This window comes from Paenibacillus sp. 1011MAR3C5, from assembly GCF_003591485.1.
In the GTDB taxonomy this organism is placed as follows: Bacteria; Bacillota; Bacilli; order Paenibacillales; family Paenibacillaceae; genus Pristimantibacillus.
This window is the reverse complement of the sequence record NZ_QZCF01000003.1, coordinates 408,346-429,135: the sequence shown is the minus strand read 5'-3', so window position 1 is coordinate 429,135 and position 20,790 is coordinate 408,346. Positions and strand designations below refer to the sequence as shown.

The window sequence follows — 20,790 nt, the reverse complement described above, 5'->3', positions numbered from 1 at the left end:
TTTATCACCCTTTAGACCTGCTAGATTCCCATTCTGTCCGTTGTTTAGCGGTTTTCCGCCCCTTCCTCTACTCTTTGATCCAAACCTCGCGGCGGTCCTTCGTCATCGTATAGTCTTCGATATCGATACCGAATTCACCAAGCGTGGAACGCAATGGTACATCGAGATGAGCTTCTGTATGTTCGGCTGGCGGCCATGAATCCATCATCCAGAACAATGATTTTCCCGACAGGTTGGCTTCCACAACACCGGATTGCTCATCCCGCTCCGCTGCGCCTCCCATCCATTCCACCAGCTCTTGGAGCGGCACATGGATTGACCCCGCTACGAGACGATATTGTCCTGCTTTCAAAACAAGAGATTCCTCGCCGCGATGTACGATTAGTGCAGGCTCTCTCTCTGCCGAATGCTGACGCGATCCGCTAGCATCCAGCGCTTTTCCGAAGTTGACGATAGCAGCCTTCTCTCCATCCGTCACTTTCCCTCTTGCCCATTTTGGCTTGCTCGCCAGTTGGAACTGCATTGGCTTTACGCTATCGTCAAGGATCTCGAACGTGTACCCCAGATTTTTATAGTAGTGAATAATAGCAGGCAGCGCTTTAACAGATTCCCCATGCCCCGCGCTGTCATGGATGAGGACATTCAGCGTATCTGCCAGCTTGGATTTCTTAATGTTCGCAATAATCTCCGAAGCCGGCACGCCTCTGCGCTTGGAGTCTCCGCTGTCCACATTCCAGTCATGCACATGGTACCCCGCTGCCCCAAGCGCATCAAAATACCCTTGGTCAAAATTCGTATGCGTCCCGCCCGGCGCCCGAAGCAAGGTTGTCCGCACACCCGTCGCGGCATAAATCGCATCATCGGTACGCATGACCTGATTCGCAAATTCAGCAAAGCTGCCGTACAGCTTATCGTAATGATGATCGTAGGTATGATTGCCGATCGCATGGCCTTCCTCTACGATTCGTTTGGCAATGTCGGGATTGCGCTCCACTTGCTCGCCCAGCGCAAAAAACGTCGCTTTCACGCCTTCGCGCTGCAAAATATCAAGCACCTCAGGAGTATACTTGCTCGGTCCGTCATCGATCGTCAGATAGACTACTTTCCCTTGTTTCTTCTGGGAAGCCAGCGGTTCGGGCTGCTGACTCACCGTACTGGAGGCCTGCTTGGCGCTGGCTCCGTCAACTGTCGTGCTATTATTGCTGCTTTGACTCGTCATTTCACCATTGCTATGCTCAGCCTTCCCACTGTTGTTATACCCGTTCTTCCCGCCATTGCTTTGCCCCGCCTTCTCACCACCATCGCTGTGCTCCGCCTTCCCGGAGCTGGATTCCTCCGATTTGCCGGCGCTGTCATCGCGCTTATCCTCGTTATGGTTCTCTGTCGATTTATCATCGTTGCCGTTTCCTGCAGCCCCTATCTCATGCGCGCCGTTCGGGTTATCCGGCTGCATGTCCGCACGCAGCAAATCACGCTGCTGCTCCTTCTCGTTATTAGCAACAGCTGGCTCCGGATTCGCCTTAGCTTCATCGGATGCCGGTTCTCCAAGCAACGGGCGGGCTTCATATTGTTGGGACACGGTCTGTACATAGCCTGTCTGACCCATGCTTCGCGCCGCTTCGCCCTTGTACAGCAGACCGCCTCCAAATTCCATCACGCCAAACCAAAATACCGCCGCACAAATAGATGCCTTCACTACTCGACGCATCGTCATTTCCACCCTTCTCTATCATCAAAATGGTTCTTATTCGAATTGATAGAGTATATGAAACAATTCTCTAGTAAATGCCACTAAATATTAATTTCACACCTATGCCAAAAGCCTCTTCCGAGGCTCATTCTTCAGCGCTCATGCGCTGTTATTCGATTTGTTTCCACACATTGCTTAACCCTATGAATCCGTCTGAACCAATCTCGGCGACTGATTTGATTACTCTATTGATTAACTAGATTAAATAAGCCGGTGACTACCGGGCTGCTTCTTACTCCTGCAGCTTCATCTGAGCAATTAAGTCGATCCCACCGACTTATTCCACACTCGCCCGCTCCACCAGGCTTTTAAGTCGCTCTCAACGACTTATTCAACGCTCCTCCGCACCAGCACAGCATTTAAGTCGGTCCCACCGACTTATCCCCTGCTCCATACTCCCTCAACTTTACAGTCCTTATTAAACAAAAAAAGCGAGGACCGACGCTTTTCAACGTCGGTCTCGCTCTTCTCACTTGGGCGCGCAGCTTCCAGCGCGCATGGGGGCAGCCGCCCCCTATACCTATACAGCCTGCTATGTAAAGGCGCCGTACAGCAACCTCACTTGTTCAGACTGCGCGCCGCATCCAGCACTTCCTGCGCATGCCCCTTCACCTTGACCTTGCGCCACTCGCGAACGAGGTTGCCTTTGGCATCAATCAAGAACGTCGAACGAACGATGCCCATATACTCTCTGCCGTACAGCTTCTTCAGCTGCCACACGCCGTATTTCTCACAAACCTGGTGGTCCTCATCAGCAAGCAGCAAGTAAGGCAGCTCCTTCTTCGCGATAAAATTTTTATGCGACTTGATGCTGTCCCCGCTTATGCCAAGCACGACCGTATTGGCGTCCACAAACTCGGAGTAGACATCCCTCATGTCGCAAGCCTGCACCGTGCAGGTCGCCGTCATATCCTTCGGGTAGAAAAAAATCACCACGTTGCGCCCTCTCAGCTCCATCAGGGATACCGTCTCTCCGTTCGAAGCCGGCAGCTTGAACTTTGGCGCTTTTTTCCCCACTTCAAGTGTCATTGCATGCCCTCCTTCCTAATGCTATGAACCCGCTCCGCGATACCGCTTCACGCCATGATTCCAGAAGGCCAGTCCCAGTCCGAATACGATCAGGCCCATCACCGGCGTAAGCAGCGCCAGCTGAGAGATATCATCGCTCTTCTGCTCCAGGAAGTAAGAAGCCGGAATAACGCCGACAAAAGCAAATGGCAGTAGCCAGGTCAGCATAAAACGGATGATTTTATTGTAAATGTTGACGGGATAGCGGCCATAGTTCTGAATGTTGTACATCAGCGGAACGATGCCCGTCGGCGCGTCGCTGTAGAACGAGATCGCATTCAGCGCCGTGTACAAGCCTGCATAGATCAAGACCGCGCCAATGATGAACAAGAACAGCATAACCACATCCATCACGCTGAACGGCAGTCCCATCTGCGACCAGCAATAAGCCATGATGCCCGCACCGACGAAGGAGCCGATCAGCGATGGCGGATCGACATTCTCGAACAATACCTGGAACAGGCTATGCGCCGGCCGGGTAAGTACCCTGTCCATCTCTCCCTTTACGATATAGCGCTCGCTGAAGTTCCAGATGCTGAACAGTGTACCGAAGATGCCGTACGGAATCATGAAGAAGCCGTAGACGAAGACCACCTCCAGCTCCGACCATCCGCCAAGCGATGCCGTATGCTGGAACACGATTAGAATAAAGATCAGATTCATCCCCTGAAATAACAGGTCGGAGATAACCTCAATCCAGAAGTCGGCCCGATAGGTAAGCCGGGTTTTGGCGTAGTTCTTAATATATTCCCAAAATAACGATGCGTATCTCACGTTCAGTTACCCTCCTTGCACGAACAGCCGCTTGCGCGCCGCACGCCATGTCAGCCAGATCGGAATAAGCAGCAGCAGGAACCAGAACAGCTGCAGCAGCATGACGCTTCCCGCCTCCTCAAGCGGCGTCCTGCCTGTGAAGAAGGAGCTTGGCAAATACGTGATTGCCTGGAACGGCAGCCACTCCATAATGCCCGACAGCCAGCCGGGGAAAAACGCAATCGGCACCACTACGCCGGAGAACAGATCGACCATGACACGCTTCATCCGCATCATGCCTTCGTTATTTTCCACGAAGAATGCGAACAGGCCGGTCATGATATTGATCTGAGAGTTGATCAGAAAGCTGAAGAACAGCATGACAAGATAGATCAGCCATACCTTCGGATCGGTAGGCAGCGACACCGGGAAGATCAGACAGACAATGAAGAGGCCCGGCACCATAAAGAGCAGCAGCCGGAACAGTCCTTCTCCGAACCCCTGCATCATCTTCACAAACAGATAATTGTAAGGACGGATCAACTGAACCGCTACGCTGCCGTCCCTGATTTCATTGGCAATCTCGCGGTCCAGATTGTTGAAGTAAAAGGCCCGCGCCATCCAGGATACGGCGATATAGGTCGTCATCTGAGCCACGGTAAAGCCCGCAAGCGTATCCTGACTTCCGTAGATTGCCTGCCACAGGAAGTAGTAAGCGCCAATATTAATCGCATAAATAATAATGCCGCTATAATAGTTAACCCGGTAAGCCAGCATCATGAGAAACCGGATTCGGATAAAATCGATGTACGCGCTCATCATGACGTTGCGACTTCCTTCTTGGCGACATCCGCCGAGCCCGATTGATAGATGCCTCTGACAATTTCATCCGTATTCGTCTCGAAAATTTTAATATCGCGAATATCGGCTCCTCCGACAACTCTTGCCATCGCATCCGACACGCTTACTTCATGCGGAACGAACAGCTTGGCCGTTACATCGTTTTCGATGGTCCAGCCCACGTTGATGCCCTCCGTCAATTGCTTCAGCTTCGCGATTGGCGTCTGATTGGCGAATTGGAACTGAATCTCCCGCCCTTTGCTCCACTTCGTCTTTAGCTCGTTCAATCCGCCGTCATAGATGACGCGGCCGTCGTCCAGCATAATGACTCGGGAGCATAACGCTTCAATATCCTGCAAGTCGTGGGTGGTCAGCAGAATGGTCGTGCCTTCCTCTTTATTCATCTGCATCAGGAAATCCCTAATCTCCGTCTTCACTACGATATCGAGACCGATCGTCGGCTCGTCCAGAAACAGAATAGAAGGATTATGCAACAGCGACGCTACAAGCTCGCAGCGCATCCGCTGACCGAGACTCAGCTTGCGGACAGGACGGTTCAGCAGATCACCGAGCTGCAGCCGTTCCACCAGATTATCGAGCCGTCTGCGGAAGTCAGCCTCTGGCACTCTGTATACCTTGCGGAGCAGCTGAAATGACTCAATGACGCCAATATCCCACCAAAGCTGCGAGCGTTGGCCGAATACGACTCCAATGCCGTTAACGAACTTTTCGCGATCCCTATAGGGCACATAGCCGTTCACCTTCAGCTCGCCTGCCGTCGGGACGAGAATGCCGGTAAGCATCTTGATCGTCGTCGACTTGCCTGCCCCGTTCTCCCCTATGTAGCCGCATATCTCGCCCTGCGGAATCTGGAAAGAAATATCCTTGACTGCCCTTACTTCTCTATACTCACGTTTAAACAGATCTTTGAGCGCGCCAGACAAGCCTTCGCGGTTTTTTTGCACGCGAAAATCTTTGCGCAGATCCTTGACGTCTATCGCCAGCATACTGTTAACAGCTCCTCTCGCTTCGACATTTCCTGGGAAATAGCGACTATATTGTTCCCTATTTGATAAAACTTGCATCAGGTTGGTCCTGAGCTTTATAATTTTATGATATGTAATCATACATCAGTTATCTCGATGCGTAAACTGTGCAGAACCGATCCATCCATTCCATCAGGGTGCGGATATGTTCCATTCATACAGGCGGACAACATCGGATACGGAACAATTCTAATCGGCGTATAGTGAAAGGAGACCCACGAACGCAATGCGTACTCGGTCAAGCAGCAAAAACAAAAACAAAAATAAATGGAAATGGGTATGGATAAGTCTCTCGGTCGTTGTGGTGCTCATTCTGGCAGGAGTTGCTGTATGGGGCGCCGGTATCATCAAGGAGCTGGACAGCTTCCAGAAGAAGCCGGAAGACTCGATATTCAAGGATATAGAGCCGGACAAAACGGTTGAGATTCCAAAATGGGAAGGCAAAGAGCGCGTCAACATCATGCTGCTGGGCGGAGATGCACGCGATGCCCAAGAAGGCGAAATCGCCCGCTCCGATTCCATACTTGTCGCATCCTTCGATCCCGTTACAAAAAAAGCCCATCTATTCTCCGTCCTGCGGGATACGTACGGTGAAATTGAAGGCTACCGCGGCCGGATTAATTCCGCCATTACGATAGGCGGACCGTCGCTTGCGATGAAGACCGTCGGCGAACTGCTCGGACTTGAAATTCAATATTTTGTCTACACCGACTTTGAAGGGTTCAAGTCGCTCATCGACACGATCGGCGGCATCTACTTCGAGGTTGAGAAGGACATGCGCTACACAGACAATGCGGACAAAAACCGCTACGATATTAATCTGAAAAAAGGCTACCAGCTGCTTGATGGAGATAAGGCGCTCCAATACGTCCGCTTCCGTCACGACGCCATGAGCGACTATACGCGGACAGAGCGGCAGCGTAATTTCCTGAAGGCTGTCGCCAAGGAGCTTCAGTCCACTTGGAACCTCATTCGGATGAAGGAAATCCTGGAGAGCGTCTCGCCTTATATCGAGACGAACCTCAGCGTCACCGATATGCTCAAGCTTGGACAGCTTGGCGTTGACAGCCATGTCGGCGGCTCAGCGCAAATCCCGCCTATGGAGCTAGTGGAAGAGAAAACCGTCGGCGGCGCCTCCGTCATTGGCATTCGAGATGCGGATGCCCTTCGCGGCTACGTCCAGGAGATTCTATCGACCGACGAGACGATACCGGTGCCATCGGAGACGCCTGATGCGAATGGCGGCAATTCCAGCGGCTCGGCAAGCAGCGGAGGCGTGTCGGGCAGCACGGGAAGCCGCAGCTAACGTATAAGCCCTTGGTGAAAGAGCACATCTCGTGCTCTTTTTCTCTTTCCCCGATTCGGTTACACTAATGAAGTTGGACGAGCGGACACGGGGATGAATGATAGCACGATGCAGACTCGCAGGACCCGTCGTTTCACATGTAATAGATAGCTAAGCTTGCATGAATAGAAAGGAATGAACCACATGTCGAAGCATAGACCCACATCCGAGTCTCTCTATCAAGAGGCTCTGCAGCATATTGTAGGAGGCGTGAACAGCCCCTCCCGTTCATTCAAGGCCGTAGGCGGAGGCGCTCCCGTATTCATGAAGCGTGCTGAAGGCGCTTATTTCTGGGATGTTGATGACAATCGCTATATTGATTATTTGGCAGCTTACGGTCCGATCATTACGGGTCATGCCCATCCCCACATTACAGAAGCTATCGTACGCGCCGCGCAGAACGGCACGCTGTACGGCACGCCGACGGAGCTGGAGATTAAACTGGCCCGCATGCTGAAGGAAGCCATCCCGTCGATGGACAAGGTCCGCTTCGTGAACTCCGGCACGGAGGCCGTTATGACGACGATTCGCGTAGCCAGAGCTTATACCAAACGCAACAAAATCATTAAATTCGCCGGCTGCTACCACGGCCATTCCGACCTCGTCCTGGTAGCCGCAGGTTCGGGACCTTCCACGCTCGGCATTCCAGACAGCGCAGGCATCCCGGCCAGCATCGCCCATGAAGTCATCACAGTACCCTTCAACGATCTGGCTGCGCTTGAAGAGGCGCTCCAGCGCTGGGGGGACGATACGGCAGCAGTCATGGTCGAGCCGATTGTCGGCAACTTCGGCATGGTCATGCCGCATGAGGGCTTCCTGGAGGGCCTATGCAAGCTGACTCGCGAGGCTGGCGCGCTGGTCATCTATGACGAGGTCATCAGCGCATTCCGCTTCCACTATGGTTCATCACAGACCTATCAGGCATTTCCCGACCATGCGGCGATCGAGCCGGACTTGACGGCGCTGGGCAAAATCATCGGCGGCGGGCTGCCGATTGGCGCGTATGGCGGACGCCGCCACATTATGGAGCAGGTTGCTCCGCTTGGCCCTGCTTACCAGGCGGGCACGATGGCGGGCAATCCGGCTTCCATCGCAGCAGGCATCGCTTGCCTGGAAGTATTGCAGGAGCCGGGCATTTACGACCGGATGGAAGGACTCGCTTCGAAGCTCTCCGAGGGCCTTCTTGCCGCAGCCAAGAAGAATGGCATCCCGCTTACGGTCAATGGGATTAGAGGCTCCTTCTCCGCCCACTTCTGCGATCATCCCGTTACGAATTACGACGAAGCGCAGGATACCGACGGCGAGAGATTCGGCAAGTTCTTCCGCCTCATGCTGGATCAGGGCATCAATCTCGCCCCTTCCAAATACGAGGCCTGGTTCTTGACGACCGCTCATACGGATGCGGACATTGAAACTACGATTGAAGCGGCGAATCACGCCATGGCATCCCTATAAGAGGTTGTTCAACTCACACTATAAGAGGTTGTTCAAAAAGTCCACTTTTGATCACGAAGCAGACGGGAAGCCTACTCGACATCGAATATTGAATTCAGCTGGAACTTCCGGTGCTCACGTAGCTTCTACTACGCTCCGCTCCTCATTTCCTAGCTTCATCCAATCTTCTCGATGCTGAAAACCGGACTTTTTGAACTTATACTATAAGAGAGGAGCTGCACACATCATGAATGTCACCACCCGCTTATCGGAAGCCGGCGATTTCGCTGCGCTTGCGGAGCTGAACAACGGGCTCTGGAACGACGACACATCCCCTGCCCCGATTCACTGGGACAGCGCGGAGGAATACGCACAATATCATTCGCCAGGCTCCGAGATTGTCGCGATATGCGATGGCCAGCTATGCGGCTATGTGAGCCTGAAGCAACCGACCAAGCTGGAATCGAACAAGCATGTCATCGAGCTGGCCATTGGCGTCGATTCCCGGTTCAGAGGCATCGGTGCCGGGAGACTGCTGCTTAATGCCGCATATGACTGGGCGAAGCGTAACGGCAAACGCAAGCTGTCGCTCCGCGTTCTCTCAACGAACGCGTCTGCCATTGCTTTCTATGAGAAATGCGGATTTCAAGTACAGGGCAAGCTGGTTGAGGAATTCCACATGAACGGTCGTTACGTCGATGATATTTTCATGTACAAAATGATTGAGGTGTAATACGCCACGACAAAAGGGAGGCAAGTCCGCGAATAGCGGCTTTGCCTCCCTTATCTATGACGATCTCATTATTCATATGGTATAGCGATAAGGCGGTCATCCGTGCTGGAAGGCGCACCTCGTCCGTCACGGTTATTCGTTATGAAATAAAGAGTCCCGTCCCTCAGCACCAGGTCGCGTATTCGGCCTTCGCCCTCATGAAGGGTTTCCAGCTCGCCGCTCTCAGGCGTATAGCGATAGATCGCTTCGCCGCGCAGTCCTGCTATGAGCAGTCTCCCTTGATCATCGATGATCGTGCCGGAAGGCGCGATCGCTTCGTCGCCTGTATGATAGAGCGGCGCTATCATGCCGTCTCGATTGTCATCGCCAATGACGACCGGCCATCCGTAGTTGCCAGTCGGTTCAATCCGGTTAATCTCGTCATGGCCGCCGGGCCTTCCCGACGGTCCGTGCTCCGTGCTGTACATGACGCCATCCTCCGTCCACGCCAATCCTTGCGGATTGCGATGGCCGTATGAATAGACATACGAGCCTGGAATCGGATTATCCTCCGGCACGGCGCCATCTAGCGTCATGCGCAATATTTTCCCCGCAAGGCTGTCCCTGTTCTGTGATAACGCCTGCTCCTGTGCGTCACCCGTCGTTACGTAGAGCATGCCGTCGGGACCATAAGCCATCCGTCCCCCATTATGATACAGGTCGCCAGGAATGTCTTCCAGCAGCGCACGCTCCTCGGCCCATTCCGATCCTTCCTTCTTCAACAGAACGACACGGTTCAGCGTCCCTCCGGGTCCGCGATAAGTATGATAGGCATAGGCTAGTCCGGACTCTTGAAAATCCGGTGCCAGCAACAAGCCCAGAAATCCGCCCTCGCCATCGTGGTGGACAGCCTTGCCCAGGCGGACCGTCTGACGGTCGATATCGCTGTCCTTAATATGCACGATGTTTCCTTCCCGCTCGCTCAAATAGATCTCATTCCCGTGAAAGGCAATCGACCACGGAATGCGCAAGCCCGCGCTGACCGTGCCATTGTAGGCTGCTGGGGACGAAGGTTCTCCTGCCGGTTCGGATGGCGCAGGTTTTTCACCGTTGGAGTCGCCTGACGATGGTTGCTCCGCAGCAGCAGATGGCGATGGCCCGTTCTCCTCAGACGGCGCGTCCGAACGGCTGCATCCCGCTATCACAATCGCCAGCGTCATCGCTGCAGCCCCAAGCTTGATCCATTGCGTGTTCATCTCTCCTGCCCCCTGTTCTATCCTTGGATCATCCTTACCCTGTCGCTTCCGCCCTAACCAATGCTGTCAGCAGCTCTTCATGCAAGTGGCCGTTGCTCGCCACAACGTTGCGCACGCCAAGCGAATAGGAATCGCCTTTCGTATTGGTCACAAGCCCGCCCGACTCTTGAATAAGCAGCGCGCCTGCAGCCATATCCCAGCTATTCAGGCCGATTTCCCAGAATCCGCTTAGCCGCCCCGCAGCAACATATGCGAGATGCAGCGCAGCCGATCCCGCGAGTCTCAGGTTGCGCACTTGCGGAGCAAGCTCACTGATTCCCCGCAAATTAATGGGCAGCGCATCATTCCGGTCCGCAGGGAATCCGGTTGCAATCAAGCTCTCCTTCAGCGTCCGGTCAGTCGACACCTGCATGCGTCTGCCATGCACATAGGCTCCCTTGCCCTTCTCGGCGACGAACAGCTCATCCCTCACAGGATCATAGACGACGCCAACAATAACTTCTCCCTGATAAGCAAGCGCGATGGACACGCAGAAGAACGGAAATCCGTGCACAAAGTTCGTTGTGCCGTCAATCGGGTCTACGATCCATAGGTATTCCGAATCGCTGACTTCCTCCAGCGCCTTTGCAGAAGCCTCCGGTCCAGGCTCGCAGCCTTCCTCCCCCAGAAACGAATGATGGGGGAAGTGCGTGCCGATCAGCTTCCGGATGAGCCGCTCCGAACCCTTGTCCACTTCGGTGACAAGGTCATGCTCTGAATATTTGATTTCAAGGCTGGCGTAGTTGCCCAGCTTCGTCATGATCCATTCCCCGGCCTTCGCCGCACAGTTGATGGCAACAGCCGTGAAGCTTTTGCCGCCAACCACGAAGGCGTTGTTCCCTTCCGTCACTCCGTATCACACTCCTTGCCGATTATTTGGTCAACCCTGGTGCGTTATAGGATTTTCAGCAACACATCTATCATATTTAATACGTATGGAGCCCGTGCTGCGTTTCGCCTGCATTTCTGCATGTCGGGATTTATACATGAGCTACCCCTTCCCAAATGAGCTGAATCGATAACGCAATAAGCGTTACCCGCAGGAGCCACAACAGCCCCTTCCCGCTCATCCGCATGGCAATATAAGCGCCCAGCTTGCCTCCAATCCATGCACCCGGCACTAAAGCCAGCACAAGCAGCCAGTTCATCTCGCCAAGCGCAGCATGCATCCCGCTTCCCAATATAGACGATAGAAAGATGACAAACATGGAGGTAGCCGTTGCGACATGCGCCGGAAATCGGAACAGGAGCACCATAAGCGGCACAAACAGCGACCCGCCTCCGATTCCGAATAGTCCGGATATAAGCCCTACGCCAAATCCGATAGCCAGCGCCGGAAGCACGCCATAGCTATAGCTGTGGCGTATGCCCGATGCATCAACCAGCTCTCGCTTGATCGGCCACTCTTTCGAAAACGGTTTCATATAATCGCGAGCAATCAGCAGGCCTGCCATGCCGAGCATGAACAGACCGAATCCGAGCTGGAATACCCCCATAGGCAGCTTGCCGGTAATGGCAGCTCCGAGCAGGGCGCCAGGCCCGCTTGTCACAAAGAACAGCAATGCGCTTCGCTTATCGACCAATCCTCTTTTGGCATAGGATATCGTCGATGCAAGCGCTGTCACAATGAGCACCGACAGCGATACCCCTACCGCAACCGCATGGTCGATATGGGATCCTATCAGGGCTGGAGCCGTATACAGCAGCGCCGGCACGATGATGATGCCGCCTCCCAGTCCCACAATGCTGCCGAACATAGCTGCGACGACGCCGAGCAATACAAGTAAAATCCATTCCATAGCTAATCAGGAGAAATCTCGACGCTTGCTCCGTCCAAGACCTTGACTCCTACACCTCTCTTCTCCAGCTCCTTCATATCCTCCATCAGCCGAAGCAGCGCGGCATCCTTGCTCTTCGCCTCCAGCATGCAATCGACTGCCGAGCACTTACGCGCGGCTGCCTTCAGAAACCGGAGCAGCGGCTCGGCCTCCACATGATCGGCGTGGCCTCTCGGATCGGACAGGCTCTTCGGGCTGGATGCGTGAATTTTCGGAGGCAGGTCGCTTTCTTCGGCTAGACCAAGACGCTTGCGCTCCAGCTCCCAGGTACGCAAAATGCGAGGCCACAGCCCGTTATGAAGCTCGTCCTCTTCGATGGCGCCCGTATTGATGGCATGATGATGGATATCGAGCACCATTGGGATACCGGCCGTCTCAGCAGCTGTCAAGGTTTCCATAACGTTAAACGTCTTATCGTCGTTCTCGAGCGTAACCCTGTTTTTAATGCGCGCAGGCAATGCGCCGAACTGCTCGACGAACCTTGCGCCAGAGCTGGCCTTGTCGCCGTAGGCTCCGCCGATGTGGATATTGCACTTGCTTCTCTCATCCAGCTCCATAAGCTCCAGCATACGAACATGATGCTCCAGATCCTGCTCCGACTTCGCCAGAACTTCCGGCCGCAGTGTACTGAATACACAGAACTGATCCGGGTGAAAGGACACCCTCATGCCTGTCTTCTTCACATACTCGCCAATAGTACGAAAGGCTGGTGCCAATGGGGCATAGGCATCCCAATCCGCCACATCTTCATGCGTAGCAAGTGGAATCAGTTTTGATGAAAAACGATACATCGCAATATCATGGGCATGGCTATGCTTCAAGATACGCAGCGTGCTCGTCAGGTTCTCCTCCGCAATACGCTCAAGCCGCCTTAGGCCTGCTTCCCGATCATCCAGATTGGACAACGTTTTGTACGTCATCGTCCGGGATGGGGAGGCGTTCTCCAGCAGCAGGCTCATCGCCACGAAGCCGAATCTGACAATCATACATTACCCCCGCTCTCCAAAAAACATCTCGTACGCCAGAGCCGTCTGGATCCGCGCTTCCTCATCCGTCAGCTTGCGTACCAGTTCCATCTCCACTTGCGTCACTTCTTCGCCCTGAAAATTAATTTCCGCAATCGAAGCCGAGATACGCACAATCGCAATGGCTTCATTATTCGGCGTATAAGCAATGACCTTCTGGCCCGTTGGATAGACGCGGAACCCGCTCTTTACCATTTTGCCCTTTCCGTATTCCAACAATTCATATAACTCCTGCTCCGACTTGAATTTGCATACCGAATTGAATTCATAGTTCATACCCATTCGCAACCGTTCCCTTCACCAGTATATTCAACGCTTTTGGCGATTTATATGTTCACCTAAGTTTACCATAATTCGCTGTAGTTTTAACAACAATGTGGGTATGGTGTGGGCAATTCGTAATACGTTTTATAACCTGTTATAGAACAAGAAAAGAGCCGCAGGGATGCTTTCCCTCGGCTCATTTACATTTTATCACATTACACATTAAAGAGACAAGATGGTTCATCGTCGCCCCTCATGCTTCTCTCGGTCCAGTGGCGACGCCCACAACACCCGAGTAAGGCCATCCTTATGATGTAGGTATCCCGTTTTAACCAGCTCATTGAGAGCGTCGCGCACCTGCTGCTCTGTATAGCGACTCCGTTGACATATTAAATGCATGCCAGCAACGTAATCAGCCTGCTCATGGCCGAATGTATGCCACACGACCGATAACACTTTTCGCGCCCGGTCACTCAACATCGTCCACACCCTCTATGTCGGCCAGTGGATACCAGTCCCCGTTAACCATAAACTGCCTGCGCTGCTGACTTATACGGTCGACCATCCCCACAACCTGCAGCTGCTCTTTTTCATCATAGAGTCTTACCGTCACAATGGTTCTCCTGTTAAGTGCTTCCGTCAGCTTTCTGCCGATCTGCTCCAGCTCCTGGTCATCCAGGCTGATCCGCTGCCTGTTGTCCTTGTTGGCGTTGTGCCAGTTGAGCGCCGCCTTGTGCTCCGGCAGCATCATGCGGCTGGATTCCCATAGGCCGTTACCTTCAAGTTTCTTACGCATTGTTCATCACCCCGAATATGATTATGCTCCTATTATATACCGAACATACGTTCCAATTGCAAGGCACAAAAAATTCCGACCTATTTGCCGGAATCATATTTATCACGTTCAATTTTCTCTTCAATAGCAGTAAGTATATAGTCATTCAAGCTTACGCCTGCTTTTGCTGCAGCAGCTTCATAAACAGCTTTCCTTCCCTTGGGAGCGTAAGGATACAATCTGTCATAATTTGCGGCATTATATTTGTTCTTTGCCCTTGTCGCCGCTGACCCTTTAGTTTCGCTCATATCAACACCTACCTTCTGATTCCATAATAGCAAGAATAATATACTCACGCAAGTACAAAAACGCTTGACTATATACTCACGTGAGTATATAATTGATTTAGAAAGGAGGTGAGACAAGAACATGCAAGATTGGGTTGGCCTTCTCTCCAGCATCATCCAGCTACTAGCCGCAATCATGATTTACTTAGCCGCTGGAAAAGAAGGCAATAAAAAAGGAACCAAACATCGCCGTCGGGGCAAACGTTAAAGGTTCCATTGGAAGGTCGGTCACGACCCGGCCTTCCTCCCAATCTTATCATAAAGTAACTCGTATATAAATATGCTGGCGAGCTTACGCGGGGAGGTAATGGGGATGTTTGAAAATCGCTATGTAGCAAGTCCATACAGTTATCACGATAGCGGGAGAGTCCGCTCTTGGTCAGTGTGGGATAGAAAAAACAATTGCTGGGCCGCAGCCGATGGTGATGGTGTAAGAATGATAGGAACCAAAAAAGATGTCCTTGCGCTCGCACAAAAACTAACGGATGCGGGAACTGTAGATCACGGCAGTGATCCATCAGATGATATTAATCAATACTTGCCAATTTAATAACACAGGCCCTTCGGGGCCTTCCAGGGAGGAATGAGAGATGCAAACAGTATCCATGATTATAACCGCACTGGCTGCGGTAGTAATGGTTGCGGCTGCGGTACGGTGGATTAAAAGGAAATGAAGCACCATAGCGAACGGATAAGGTATTATATACACAAAGTTGTGCAGTATTCGGCGTGGAAGTATCCTGACCGCAAGCCTGGGTCATTGAGATTCAGGCGACTGATGTCTTATAAAGAAGCAATGAACCAAAGACTGAAAACACAAAAACAATAAAGGGGTTGCATATTCATGCCAAAGTATAATGTATTTTTGGATTTTAACAGTAGCATGAGTGAAGAGTGGAATTATGACACTCAGGTAATTGTTGATGCTGAATCAATCGAAAGCGCAGCAGAAAAGGCCAAAACTGAATTGGGAATTACTGAGGAAATGATAGGACTTTACGGCAGCAACCATAGAGGTCTTGTAATATTTGATTACTTTGATGCTACAGTTAGTTATCGAATCAGAGAAGTGGGTTTTGAGATCGAAGATGATCTTAAGAAAATTGAGCTTTATAGAAAATAGCCCGCCTGATGATGGCCGGAGGGAAACCGGTCGAAACGCCGTGAGGCGTCGCGGATATCCCGCCCTATGAGCTGGAAGCCATGCTGGCCTTTACATATATTGCACTTTGATAATAAAATAGGTTTGTGCGTGGATTGAAATGGAGGTGAAGTTTTTGGAGATTATCCGTAAAAACTGTACGGCTCATGACTGTGACAAAACTTTCATCCCAAATGCTCATGCGCCGCAACAAGCTTATTGCAGCGACCGTTGCCGTAGTAGAGTGTACCGCCAACGCTTACGCGCGAAACGTATTGCTGATGGAGAGTGTCCCCAATGTGGCGGTGACTTCGATAACCCAAAGCCTTTAAGGTGGAGTACAATTAGCCATACAACATACTGCTCTAAGTGCCAAGCGCGATGGAGTAATTCATGACTTGCCCTGTTTGCAGGAAACCGCTTGGACGTAACAAAAATGCTTGCTCTATGGCCTGTTACAGCGCATTGCGCTCCAATAAAAAGGTTTGTGTCGTGTGTGATCAGAGTTTCTATGCGCCACCTAGCAGTGATACAAAAACATGCAGTACAGAGTGTTCGTCCGAAAATAGGCGACGCAAAACGTATTTAAAGGACAATCTTGCACTAGCACATGAAAAATTACCTACTCACCCTTTGACGGGTAGATTTGATACGCATATGCATGCCAAGGAATGGGTAATCCAGTCCCCCACTGGCGAGATTTTTAAGTGCCGGAACCTACAAAACTGGCTACGTGAGAACTCACACATGTATGACGGCACTTTGACTCAAGCCGTCGATGGAATTATGAAGATAAAATATTCGGCTCAAGGTAAACGAAAGAAAAAGGTTTCTCAGTGGAAGGGCTGGAGGCTATTAGAGTGGAGTGATTAATCCCGCCAACCATTACGGCCAGCGGGATTTTTTATCCTAATTATTTATATAAACCGTCCGGGACTCCCCGTCCCACTTCACACTCGCCCCTAGCGCCTCAGCAACGCCACGAACCGGTACAGTAGTCACGCCATTTTTAAGCGTTCCTTTTTGATCCAGCAGATTACCATTCACTACGATCGTAACCTGGTCACTTACTGGCACAACAGCCGGCTGCAACTTCGCGGCTACTCTAGTCTTAAAATCTGCCCAGCCCGTCCACTTCTCGTCTGCATTCATCAGACGTGGACAGTTCTTGCCGCTCCAGTCGTAATGCCGGCGCAGCCGATCGACGCCCCAACCGCGCTCTTTAAGTAACCTTGCCACGAGCTCGACGGCACGTTCCAGAGTTTTAGCGTAGTTACCGCTCTCACAAATCTCAATTCCAATTGACTTGCGGTTACCTGTTCCGTTTTTACCATCACCGGCATGCCAGCCGACCTCGTTGAGAGGCAAGCACTCAATCGTTTCCCGTTCGTCTATGACAATATGGTATGATGCCGTCACATTATTGGATGGATTCGTCAGCCAGGACCTCTCATTTGCCGCTGTGCTTTTGGGATTGCCTGTATTGTGTATTGTAATGTACTCCGGCTGCATGTATGTCCCTGGACGACGGTTGCATGGCGTTGTCATCTTGATATGGTCTATCTTATACATCGCTACGTTCGCTCTCCTTGCCCTTGAGCTGCTGCAGCTTATCCTTAACTCCATCTGGTACAAGGATGTTGAGTTTGCCAAGGTTCTCAACGATGCTTAAGCCTTCGCGGCCAAGATAAAAGTAGAATGCGATTGTCCGCAACACTGGAGCGTCATTGCCAAAGAATTGATCCAGCAGCACCGCGAATGCAATAACTCCACCCACTACCAACTTGCGGATGCCACCCCATAACATTACGTCACTATCGACTCGCTTTTCCTTTATGGCAGCGAGGAGACCCGTAATATAATCAAATACCATTGCAAAAATAAGGATTTTCAGAGCAATGTCCCACCCTCCGAGCGCTGCCGCGATTGTTGTTCCGGATGCGGCAATAGCTCCGCCGAACGCTGCTTCTTTGCCGGATGCACCGGCTACTGCTGTTATAATTGTTGAAAGTAATTGTTTAACCATGATTGTTTTCCTCCCAAGTAAAATAGTAAAGGCCCCGGTTACCCGGAGCCCTTAGCGATATGCGAATAACTTCAATAACGAAAAAGAGCACCAATGATGGAGCCCCGTTTTTACCATGTTGCATTCGGTCGTTTCCTTCCGATTCCCAAACCATCACAAACAAAATTAAACATTAATGTGTAACCATCATCATTAGGGTGTAGTCCATCGCCTAGCAACGAATCGATTGTAATTCCTTTTTGATCACAATAACTCATAAGTATTTTATACAAACTAATGTAGTCCATACTAAAGTAAGCCGCCGCACACATAATAACAGTATCTATATCCTCCATGTGATATGTTTTAGGGTTATTTACGTCAGTTTCATTTGAAATAGATGCCGGAATCGAACTCATAAAAATAATTTCTTTTCCTAGCCCTCTGACGTAGTTACCGATATATATTAAGTCATCATAAAACTGATCGATAGTTTGGCCGGCACTTTGGTTTCTATTGTTTGTTCCAATCATACATATGACGATATCATCCGTTGATTCCACCAACGTTAAAATGTTTTCCACTAAAAATCTCGATGTTCTTCCAGTTGTTCCCCAATTTTTTACCGTACAAATAAACTTTTCTTGTAGGTAATCTCTCAATAAGTTAGCCCAACAGTAACCCTTCGTGTTGACTCTATAGTCTCCAACAAAGTTATACCCGTCTTGAGCAAAACCAGTGCCTCCAACGCCTTGTGTGATGCTGTCGCCAATTAGTTTGATTTGTAAGCCGTTGTTTTTTCGGATTGGAGACATAATAGAATGAATGGTTTTATGAGTTGGATTCAATATTAAATTATTTAATGCATTTTCAGTAGCTGAATCAAAGTATGAGGGTGTTAAATAAGAGCCTGCTTTTTCATATTCGGTTGTCTCTTCACCTTCCTCTATTTGATACGAATTTAATCTGGTATTTGGTAGAGATACTCTAATGAAATAACCGTCAGGAGGGATTTTAAAAGTTGCTGTACCAGTTGTCGTATTAGTAAATGAAATACCTATTTTTTCGCTGTTGTAAATGGTCATTAAATCCACAAAATTTCTAGTGTAGAATGTATCCGGTGCTACTTGGATAAAATCAGAAACCGAATAAGATGGGTTAGGCTTTAAAACTCCGTCAATTCCCCCTATATAATAACCAGTTGTAATCTTGTCTTTATAAAATAGGTTTTTACTCGTTATTGGTACAACAACTTCAAAAGCTAATTTTTCTTTAGCGATGCTCTCATTTTGTATTTTGTTGTCATCAATCATTACATAACTTTCGTAAGCTGTTGCTATACTTCCTTTTTCTAGTTGCACAATATTGAGGTTCGCTTTTAAAACTGATATACGAATAAATCTAGCCGTTGCAGGAGATGTAATTGTAATACTACCGTTGCCAGATTTATTAACGCCTGATACAAAACTGCGGTCTGCTGCGTACCATGCTAGTTGCTCGCTATGGTTTAAATTATAAGTTGTATTGGAGTCAACCGGAATATAGACACTTGCAACATATGCGGTATTCGCCCTCTCGTCACCCGCTGCCCAATTTATATATCGATCTAATACTACATCATCTTTGTTGAATAGATTTCTACCTACTTTACCTACAACAGGAAGAAACGATAGTTTTTTTGGTGTGACAGATTTATCCGCTAAACCATCACTTTGATACTCCCCGCCATCAGTCCAAGCCGTTCCATTCCAATAATACCAATGTCCGTTTTGCGCGACCAAATAAACGCCGATTGCACCTGTAGGGTATGTGGTTTGTAACTCCGCGAACGTAGCAAAAGTCTCTTTTGGTGACCCGTCCCCGATGTTCGCAATTTGTTCGTCTACATACGTCTGATCCGCCTTTTGGGCGACAACTACATTCGTAGCGTTTAGATCAATCTGATTTGCCTTCTCAGTCGCAAGCGCATTTACTTCTGATCTATCCGCTTTATTGTTTTTAAGTTGCGTATGTTCTGTATCCAGTCTGACCTTAAGATTCTTGTAATCGTGTCCATTAGCATCTACCGCCGCCTGCGCTGCTGCTGGGCTGCTATCGCCGTTTATAACGAGCGTATCGACTTGGGCCTGTACATCGTTGATGCCTGCCGTCGCAGCGTCCATATCCCGCTGTACCCCGTCAAATCCCTCCGTAATACTAGGATAGTCCTCGCTGATCCGGTTAACGCCTACAAGGTTACAATATCTATTTGCCATTGGTTACTCCTCCTTTCTTGGTCATTCTGTCTAAGGCTGTTTGAACGGCGTCATATACCCCTAATAGGATTGGTCCCTCATGCCCAGGATTGGAAACAATCATAGCCTCTATAACTGCCATAATCTCCGGCACCGGGCGGCGCGGGTCAAGTTCTGCTTTAATTACCTGTTTAAGTTTTGCCACGGTGGAGCCTCCTTTGTTGGATTAAAAGGAAAAGCCTCCCATCGTGTCGAATGGTAGGTTGTCGAGCCTATCACTCTGAGAAGGGAGGAATTAACTATGTCTTATAACGAAGATCTCGAAAAAGCCAAGTATGAGTTGCTTGTCAAGATTCAAAATGGAGCAGATTTCAGTTCGTGCATGTCCCAATTAGGGGATGACCTTTTTGACCAGGCACTTGAATCATGCTGCCAGTACGGATATATCAGGGGTGCATACCCTGTTAGAGTTGCGAGCGGCGTACTAACTGTCGACGGCGCTTATAACTTCGGTATTACAGAAGATGGAAAAGAATTTATAGCCGATTATAACCTTTATAATCATCGTTAGCCCATCTCTCTTGAACAATAGTGCTGTTCAAGGCTGCCTCTTTCAGGCCTTCTAAAATGCGTTCTAACGAATGAACAGGAGCCTTATGCGTAACTAATACATGAAGCAAATGTTTAATAATCGGGCGTAAATCATTGATTTTCGGGTTTTCTTGACTAGTTTCCAATAGCTGCTGTTCCTCTTGGCGAGCAGCGGCTATTTCCTCTCTCACGATCCGGCGAATCGACTCTTCAAATGTCTCCGTAGGCGCTTCCTGTGCAGTCACTCCATAGTATTTGGACATCTTCAACATCCTCCTTGCCAAAATAAAAGAGCCCGCTATTTCGCGGACTCTGCATATTCTGGAT

Annotated in this window: 24 protein-coding genes; 7 read left to right on the top strand and 17 right to left on the bottom strand. The window is 50.3% G+C overall.

The features are described from left to right. Positions 1-67: 67 nt before the first annotated feature. The 5 genes from D3P07_RS11725 to D3P07_RS11705 form a co-directional block, all read right to left on the bottom strand. On the bottom strand, positions 68-1,708 hold the full coding sequence (locus D3P07_RS11725; protein ID WP_259391456.1) for a polysaccharide deacetylase family protein: 1,641 nt from the start codon (positions 1,706-1,708) through the stop codon (positions 68-70). A 600-nt stretch (positions 1,709-2,308) separates the two neighbouring features. Next, positions 2,309-2,779, bottom strand: coding sequence for a thioredoxin-dependent thiol peroxidase (gene bcp / locus D3P07_RS11720; RefSeq protein ID WP_119800409.1), 471 nt, complete (start codon positions 2,777-2,779; stop codon positions 2,309-2,311). 21 nt (positions 2,780-2,800) lie between these two features. Then, a complete protein-coding gene (locus D3P07_RS11715) occupies positions 2,801-3,592 on the bottom strand; it encodes an ABC transporter permease (RefSeq protein ID WP_119800408.1) in 792 nt (263 codons plus the stop codon). A gap of 6 nt (positions 3,593-3,598) precedes the next feature. Continuing rightward, a complete protein-coding gene (locus D3P07_RS11710; protein ID WP_119800407.1) occupies positions 3,599-4,393 on the bottom strand; it encodes an ABC transporter permease in 795 nt (264 codons plus the stop codon). Continuing rightward, entirely contained in the window at positions 4,390-5,418 is a 1,029-nt protein-coding gene (locus D3P07_RS11705) for an ABC transporter ATP-binding protein (RefSeq protein WP_119800406.1), read from the bottom strand. The genes D3P07_RS11710 and D3P07_RS11705 overlap by 4 nt, the downstream gene beginning before the upstream one ends. 265 nt (positions 5,419-5,683) lie before the next feature. On the opposite strand from D3P07_RS11705, the gene D3P07_RS11700 reads away from it, so the two are divergent. The 3 genes from D3P07_RS11700 (at position 5,684) to D3P07_RS11690 (ending at position 8,969) form a co-directional block, all read left to right on the top strand. Then, on the top strand, positions 5,684-6,763 hold the full coding sequence (locus D3P07_RS11700) for an LCP family protein (protein ID WP_119800405.1): 1,080 nt from the start codon (positions 5,684-5,686) through the stop codon (positions 6,761-6,763). A 183-nt stretch (positions 6,764-6,946) separates the two neighbouring features. After that, on the top strand, positions 6,947-8,257 hold the full coding sequence (locus tag D3P07_RS11695; protein ID WP_119800404.1) for a glutamate-1-semialdehyde 2,1-aminomutase: 1,311 nt from the start codon (positions 6,947-6,949) through the stop codon (positions 8,255-8,257). A gap of 226 nt (positions 8,258-8,483) precedes the next feature. Further along, positions 8,484-8,969, top strand: coding sequence for a GNAT family N-acetyltransferase (locus tag D3P07_RS11690; protein ID WP_119800403.1), 486 nt, complete (start codon positions 8,484-8,486; stop codon positions 8,967-8,969). A gap of 68 nt (positions 8,970-9,037) precedes the next feature. Here D3P07_RS11690 and D3P07_RS11685 read toward each other — a convergent pair whose 3' ends face one another. From D3P07_RS11685 to D3P07_RS11650, 7 genes are all read right to left on the bottom strand, one after another. Continuing rightward, a complete protein-coding gene (locus D3P07_RS11685) occupies positions 9,038-10,204 on the bottom strand; it encodes a PQQ-dependent sugar dehydrogenase (RefSeq protein WP_119800402.1) in 1,167 nt (388 codons plus the stop codon). Positions 10,205-10,238: 34 nt separating this feature from the next. Continuing rightward, entirely contained in the window at positions 10,239-11,093 is an 855-nt protein-coding gene (locus D3P07_RS11680) for an inositol monophosphatase family protein (RefSeq protein WP_119800401.1), read from the bottom strand. Between the two features lie 130 nt (positions 11,094-11,223). Beyond that, the gene (locus D3P07_RS11675) at positions 11,224-12,042 is read right to left on the bottom strand and encodes a sulfite exporter TauE/SafE family protein (RefSeq protein WP_119800400.1); all 819 of its coding nucleotides are present in this window, start codon (positions 12,040-12,042) and stop codon (positions 11,224-11,226) included. A 2-nt stretch (positions 12,043-12,044) separates the two neighbouring features. After that, complete coding sequence (uvsE, locus tag D3P07_RS11670) at positions 12,045-13,067, bottom strand: UV DNA damage repair endonuclease UvsE (protein ID WP_119800399.1); 1,023 nt, start codon at positions 13,065-13,067, stop codon at positions 12,045-12,047. Between the two features lie 3 nt (positions 13,068-13,070). Beyond that, positions 13,071-13,388, bottom strand: coding sequence for a hypothetical protein (locus tag D3P07_RS11665; protein WP_119800398.1), 318 nt, complete (start codon positions 13,386-13,388; stop codon positions 13,071-13,073). Between the two features lie 451 nt (positions 13,389-13,839). Further along, complete coding sequence (locus D3P07_RS11655; RefSeq protein WP_119800396.1) at positions 13,840-14,166, bottom strand: YolD-like family protein; 327 nt, start codon at positions 14,164-14,166, stop codon at positions 13,840-13,842. 80 nt (positions 14,167-14,246) lie between these two features. Then, complete coding sequence (locus D3P07_RS11650) at positions 14,247-14,453, bottom strand: antitoxin (RefSeq protein WP_119800395.1); 207 nt, start codon at positions 14,451-14,453, stop codon at positions 14,247-14,249. Between the two features lie 121 nt (positions 14,454-14,574). On the opposite strand from D3P07_RS11650, the gene D3P07_RS27545 reads away from it, so the two are divergent. The 3 genes from D3P07_RS27545 (at position 14,575) to D3P07_RS11640 (ending at position 15,615) form a co-directional block, all read left to right on the top strand. Then, positions 14,575-14,700, top strand: a complete 126-nt coding sequence (locus D3P07_RS27545; protein ID WP_259391455.1) for a hypothetical protein — start codon at positions 14,575-14,577, stop codon at positions 14,698-14,700. A 105-nt stretch (positions 14,701-14,805) separates the two neighbouring features. Beyond that, on the top strand, positions 14,806-15,042 hold the full coding sequence (locus D3P07_RS11645; protein ID WP_119800394.1) for a hypothetical protein: 237 nt from the start codon (positions 14,806-14,808) through the stop codon (positions 15,040-15,042). Positions 15,043-15,336: 294 nt separating this feature from the next. Beyond that, positions 15,337-15,615 carry a hypothetical protein gene (locus tag D3P07_RS11640; RefSeq protein ID WP_119800393.1) on the top strand — a complete coding sequence of 93 codons (279 nt, stop codon included), beginning with the start codon at positions 15,337-15,339 and terminating at the stop codon, positions 15,613-15,615. Between the two features lie 927 nt (positions 15,616-16,542). Here D3P07_RS11640 and D3P07_RS11630 read toward each other — a convergent pair. From D3P07_RS11630 to D3P07_RS11615, 4 genes are all read right to left on the bottom strand, one after another. Beyond that, positions 16,543-17,205, bottom strand: coding sequence for an N-acetylmuramoyl-L-alanine amidase (locus tag D3P07_RS11630; RefSeq protein ID WP_119800391.1), 663 nt, complete (start codon positions 17,203-17,205; stop codon positions 16,543-16,545). Continuing rightward, a complete protein-coding gene (locus tag D3P07_RS11625) occupies positions 17,198-17,659 on the bottom strand; it encodes a phage holin family protein (RefSeq protein WP_119800390.1) in 462 nt (153 codons plus the stop codon). Before D3P07_RS11625 ends, D3P07_RS11630 begins: the two co-directional genes overlap by 8 nt. Positions 17,660-17,769: 110 nt before the next feature. After that, a complete protein-coding gene (locus D3P07_RS11620; RefSeq protein WP_119800389.1) occupies positions 17,770-19,893 on the bottom strand; it encodes an SGNH/GDSL hydrolase family protein in 2,124 nt (707 codons plus the stop codon). Further along, positions 19,883-20,077: a hypothetical protein gene (locus tag D3P07_RS11615; RefSeq protein ID WP_119800388.1), complete on the bottom strand. Its 195-nt coding sequence runs from the start codon at positions 20,075-20,077 to the stop codon at positions 19,883-19,885. The genes D3P07_RS11620 and D3P07_RS11615 overlap by 11 nt, the downstream gene beginning before the upstream one ends. 96 nt (positions 20,078-20,173) lie before the next feature. Between D3P07_RS11615 and D3P07_RS11610 the strand changes: the two genes are divergently transcribed. Beyond that, the gene (locus tag D3P07_RS11610) at positions 20,174-20,443 is read left to right on the top strand and encodes a hypothetical protein (RefSeq protein WP_119800387.1); all 270 of its coding nucleotides are present in this window, start codon (positions 20,174-20,176) and stop codon (positions 20,441-20,443) included. Here D3P07_RS11610 and D3P07_RS11605 read toward each other — a convergent pair. After that, positions 20,409-20,726 carry a hypothetical protein gene (locus D3P07_RS11605; RefSeq protein ID WP_119800386.1) on the bottom strand — a complete coding sequence of 106 codons (318 nt, stop codon included), beginning with the start codon at positions 20,724-20,726 and terminating at the stop codon, positions 20,409-20,411. The genes D3P07_RS11610 and D3P07_RS11605 overlap by 35 nt on opposite strands. Between the last annotated feature and the right edge of the window lie 64 nt (positions 20,727-20,790).

Excerpts from the sequence above, each read along its gene's own strand:
- D3P07_RS11725 (WP_259391456.1), bottom strand. The coding sequence starts at position 1,708 with ATGCGTCGAGTAGTGAAGGCATCTATTTGTGCGGCGGTATTTTGGTTT.
- bcp (WP_119800409.1), bottom strand. The coding sequence starts at position 2,779 with ATGACACTTGAAGTGGGGAAAAAAGCGCCAAAGTTCAAGCTGCCGGCT.
- D3P07_RS11710 (WP_119800407.1), bottom strand. The coding sequence starts at position 4,393 with ATGATGAGCGCGTACATCGATTTTATCCGAATCCGGTTTCTCATGATG.
- D3P07_RS11705 (WP_119800406.1), bottom strand. The coding sequence starts at position 5,418 with ATGCTGGCGATAGACGTCAAGGATCTGCGCAAAGATTTTCGCGTGCAA.
- D3P07_RS11700 (WP_119800405.1), top strand. The coding sequence starts at position 5,684 with ATGCGTACTCGGTCAAGCAGCAAAAACAAAAACAAAAATAAATGGAAA.
- D3P07_RS11695 (WP_119800404.1), top strand. The coding sequence starts at position 6,947 with ATGTCGAAGCATAGACCCACATCCGAGTCTCTCTATCAAGAGGCTCTG.
- D3P07_RS11690 (WP_119800403.1), top strand. The coding sequence starts at position 8,484 with ATGAATGTCACCACCCGCTTATCGGAAGCCGGCGATTTCGCTGCGCTT.
- D3P07_RS11685 (WP_119800402.1), bottom strand. The coding sequence starts at position 10,204 with ATGAACACGCAATGGATCAAGCTTGGGGCTGCAGCGATGACGCTGGCG.
- D3P07_RS11675 (WP_119800400.1), bottom strand. The coding sequence starts at position 12,042 with ATGGAATGGATTTTACTTGTATTGCTCGGCGTCGTCGCAGCTATGTTC.
- uvsE (WP_119800399.1), bottom strand. The coding sequence starts at position 13,067 with ATGATTGTCAGATTCGGCTTCGTGGCGATGAGCCTGCTGCTGGAGAAC.
- D3P07_RS11665 (WP_119800398.1), bottom strand. The coding sequence starts at position 13,388 with ATGGGTATGAACTATGAATTCAATTCGGTATGCAAATTCAAGTCGGAG.
- D3P07_RS11655 (WP_119800396.1), bottom strand. The coding sequence starts at position 14,166 with ATGCGTAAGAAACTTGAAGGTAACGGCCTATGGGAATCCAGCCGCATG.
- D3P07_RS11650 (WP_119800395.1), bottom strand. The coding sequence starts at position 14,453 with ATGAGCGAAACTAAAGGGTCAGCGGCGACAAGGGCAAAGAACAAATAT.
- D3P07_RS27545 (WP_259391455.1), top strand. The coding sequence starts at position 14,575 with ATGCAAGATTGGGTTGGCCTTCTCTCCAGCATCATCCAGCTACTAGCC.
- D3P07_RS11645 (WP_119800394.1), top strand. The coding sequence starts at position 14,806 with ATGTTTGAAAATCGCTATGTAGCAAGTCCATACAGTTATCACGATAGC.
- D3P07_RS11640 (WP_119800393.1), top strand. The coding sequence starts at position 15,337 with ATGCCAAAGTATAATGTATTTTTGGATTTTAACAGTAGCATGAGTGAA.
- D3P07_RS11630 (WP_119800391.1), bottom strand. The coding sequence starts at position 17,205 with ATGTATAAGATAGACCATATCAAGATGACAACGCCATGCAACCGTCGT.
- D3P07_RS11625 (WP_119800390.1), bottom strand. The coding sequence starts at position 17,659 with ATGGTTAAACAATTACTTTCAACAATTATAACAGCAGTAGCCGGTGCA.
- D3P07_RS11620 (WP_119800389.1), bottom strand. The coding sequence starts at position 19,893 with ATGGCAAATAGATATTGTAACCTTGTAGGCGTTAACCGGATCAGCGAG.
- D3P07_RS11610 (WP_119800387.1), top strand. The coding sequence starts at position 20,174 with ATGTCTTATAACGAAGATCTCGAAAAAGCCAAGTATGAGTTGCTTGTC.
- D3P07_RS11605 (WP_119800386.1), bottom strand. The coding sequence starts at position 20,726 with ATGTCCAAATACTATGGAGTGACTGCACAGGAAGCGCCTACGGAGACA.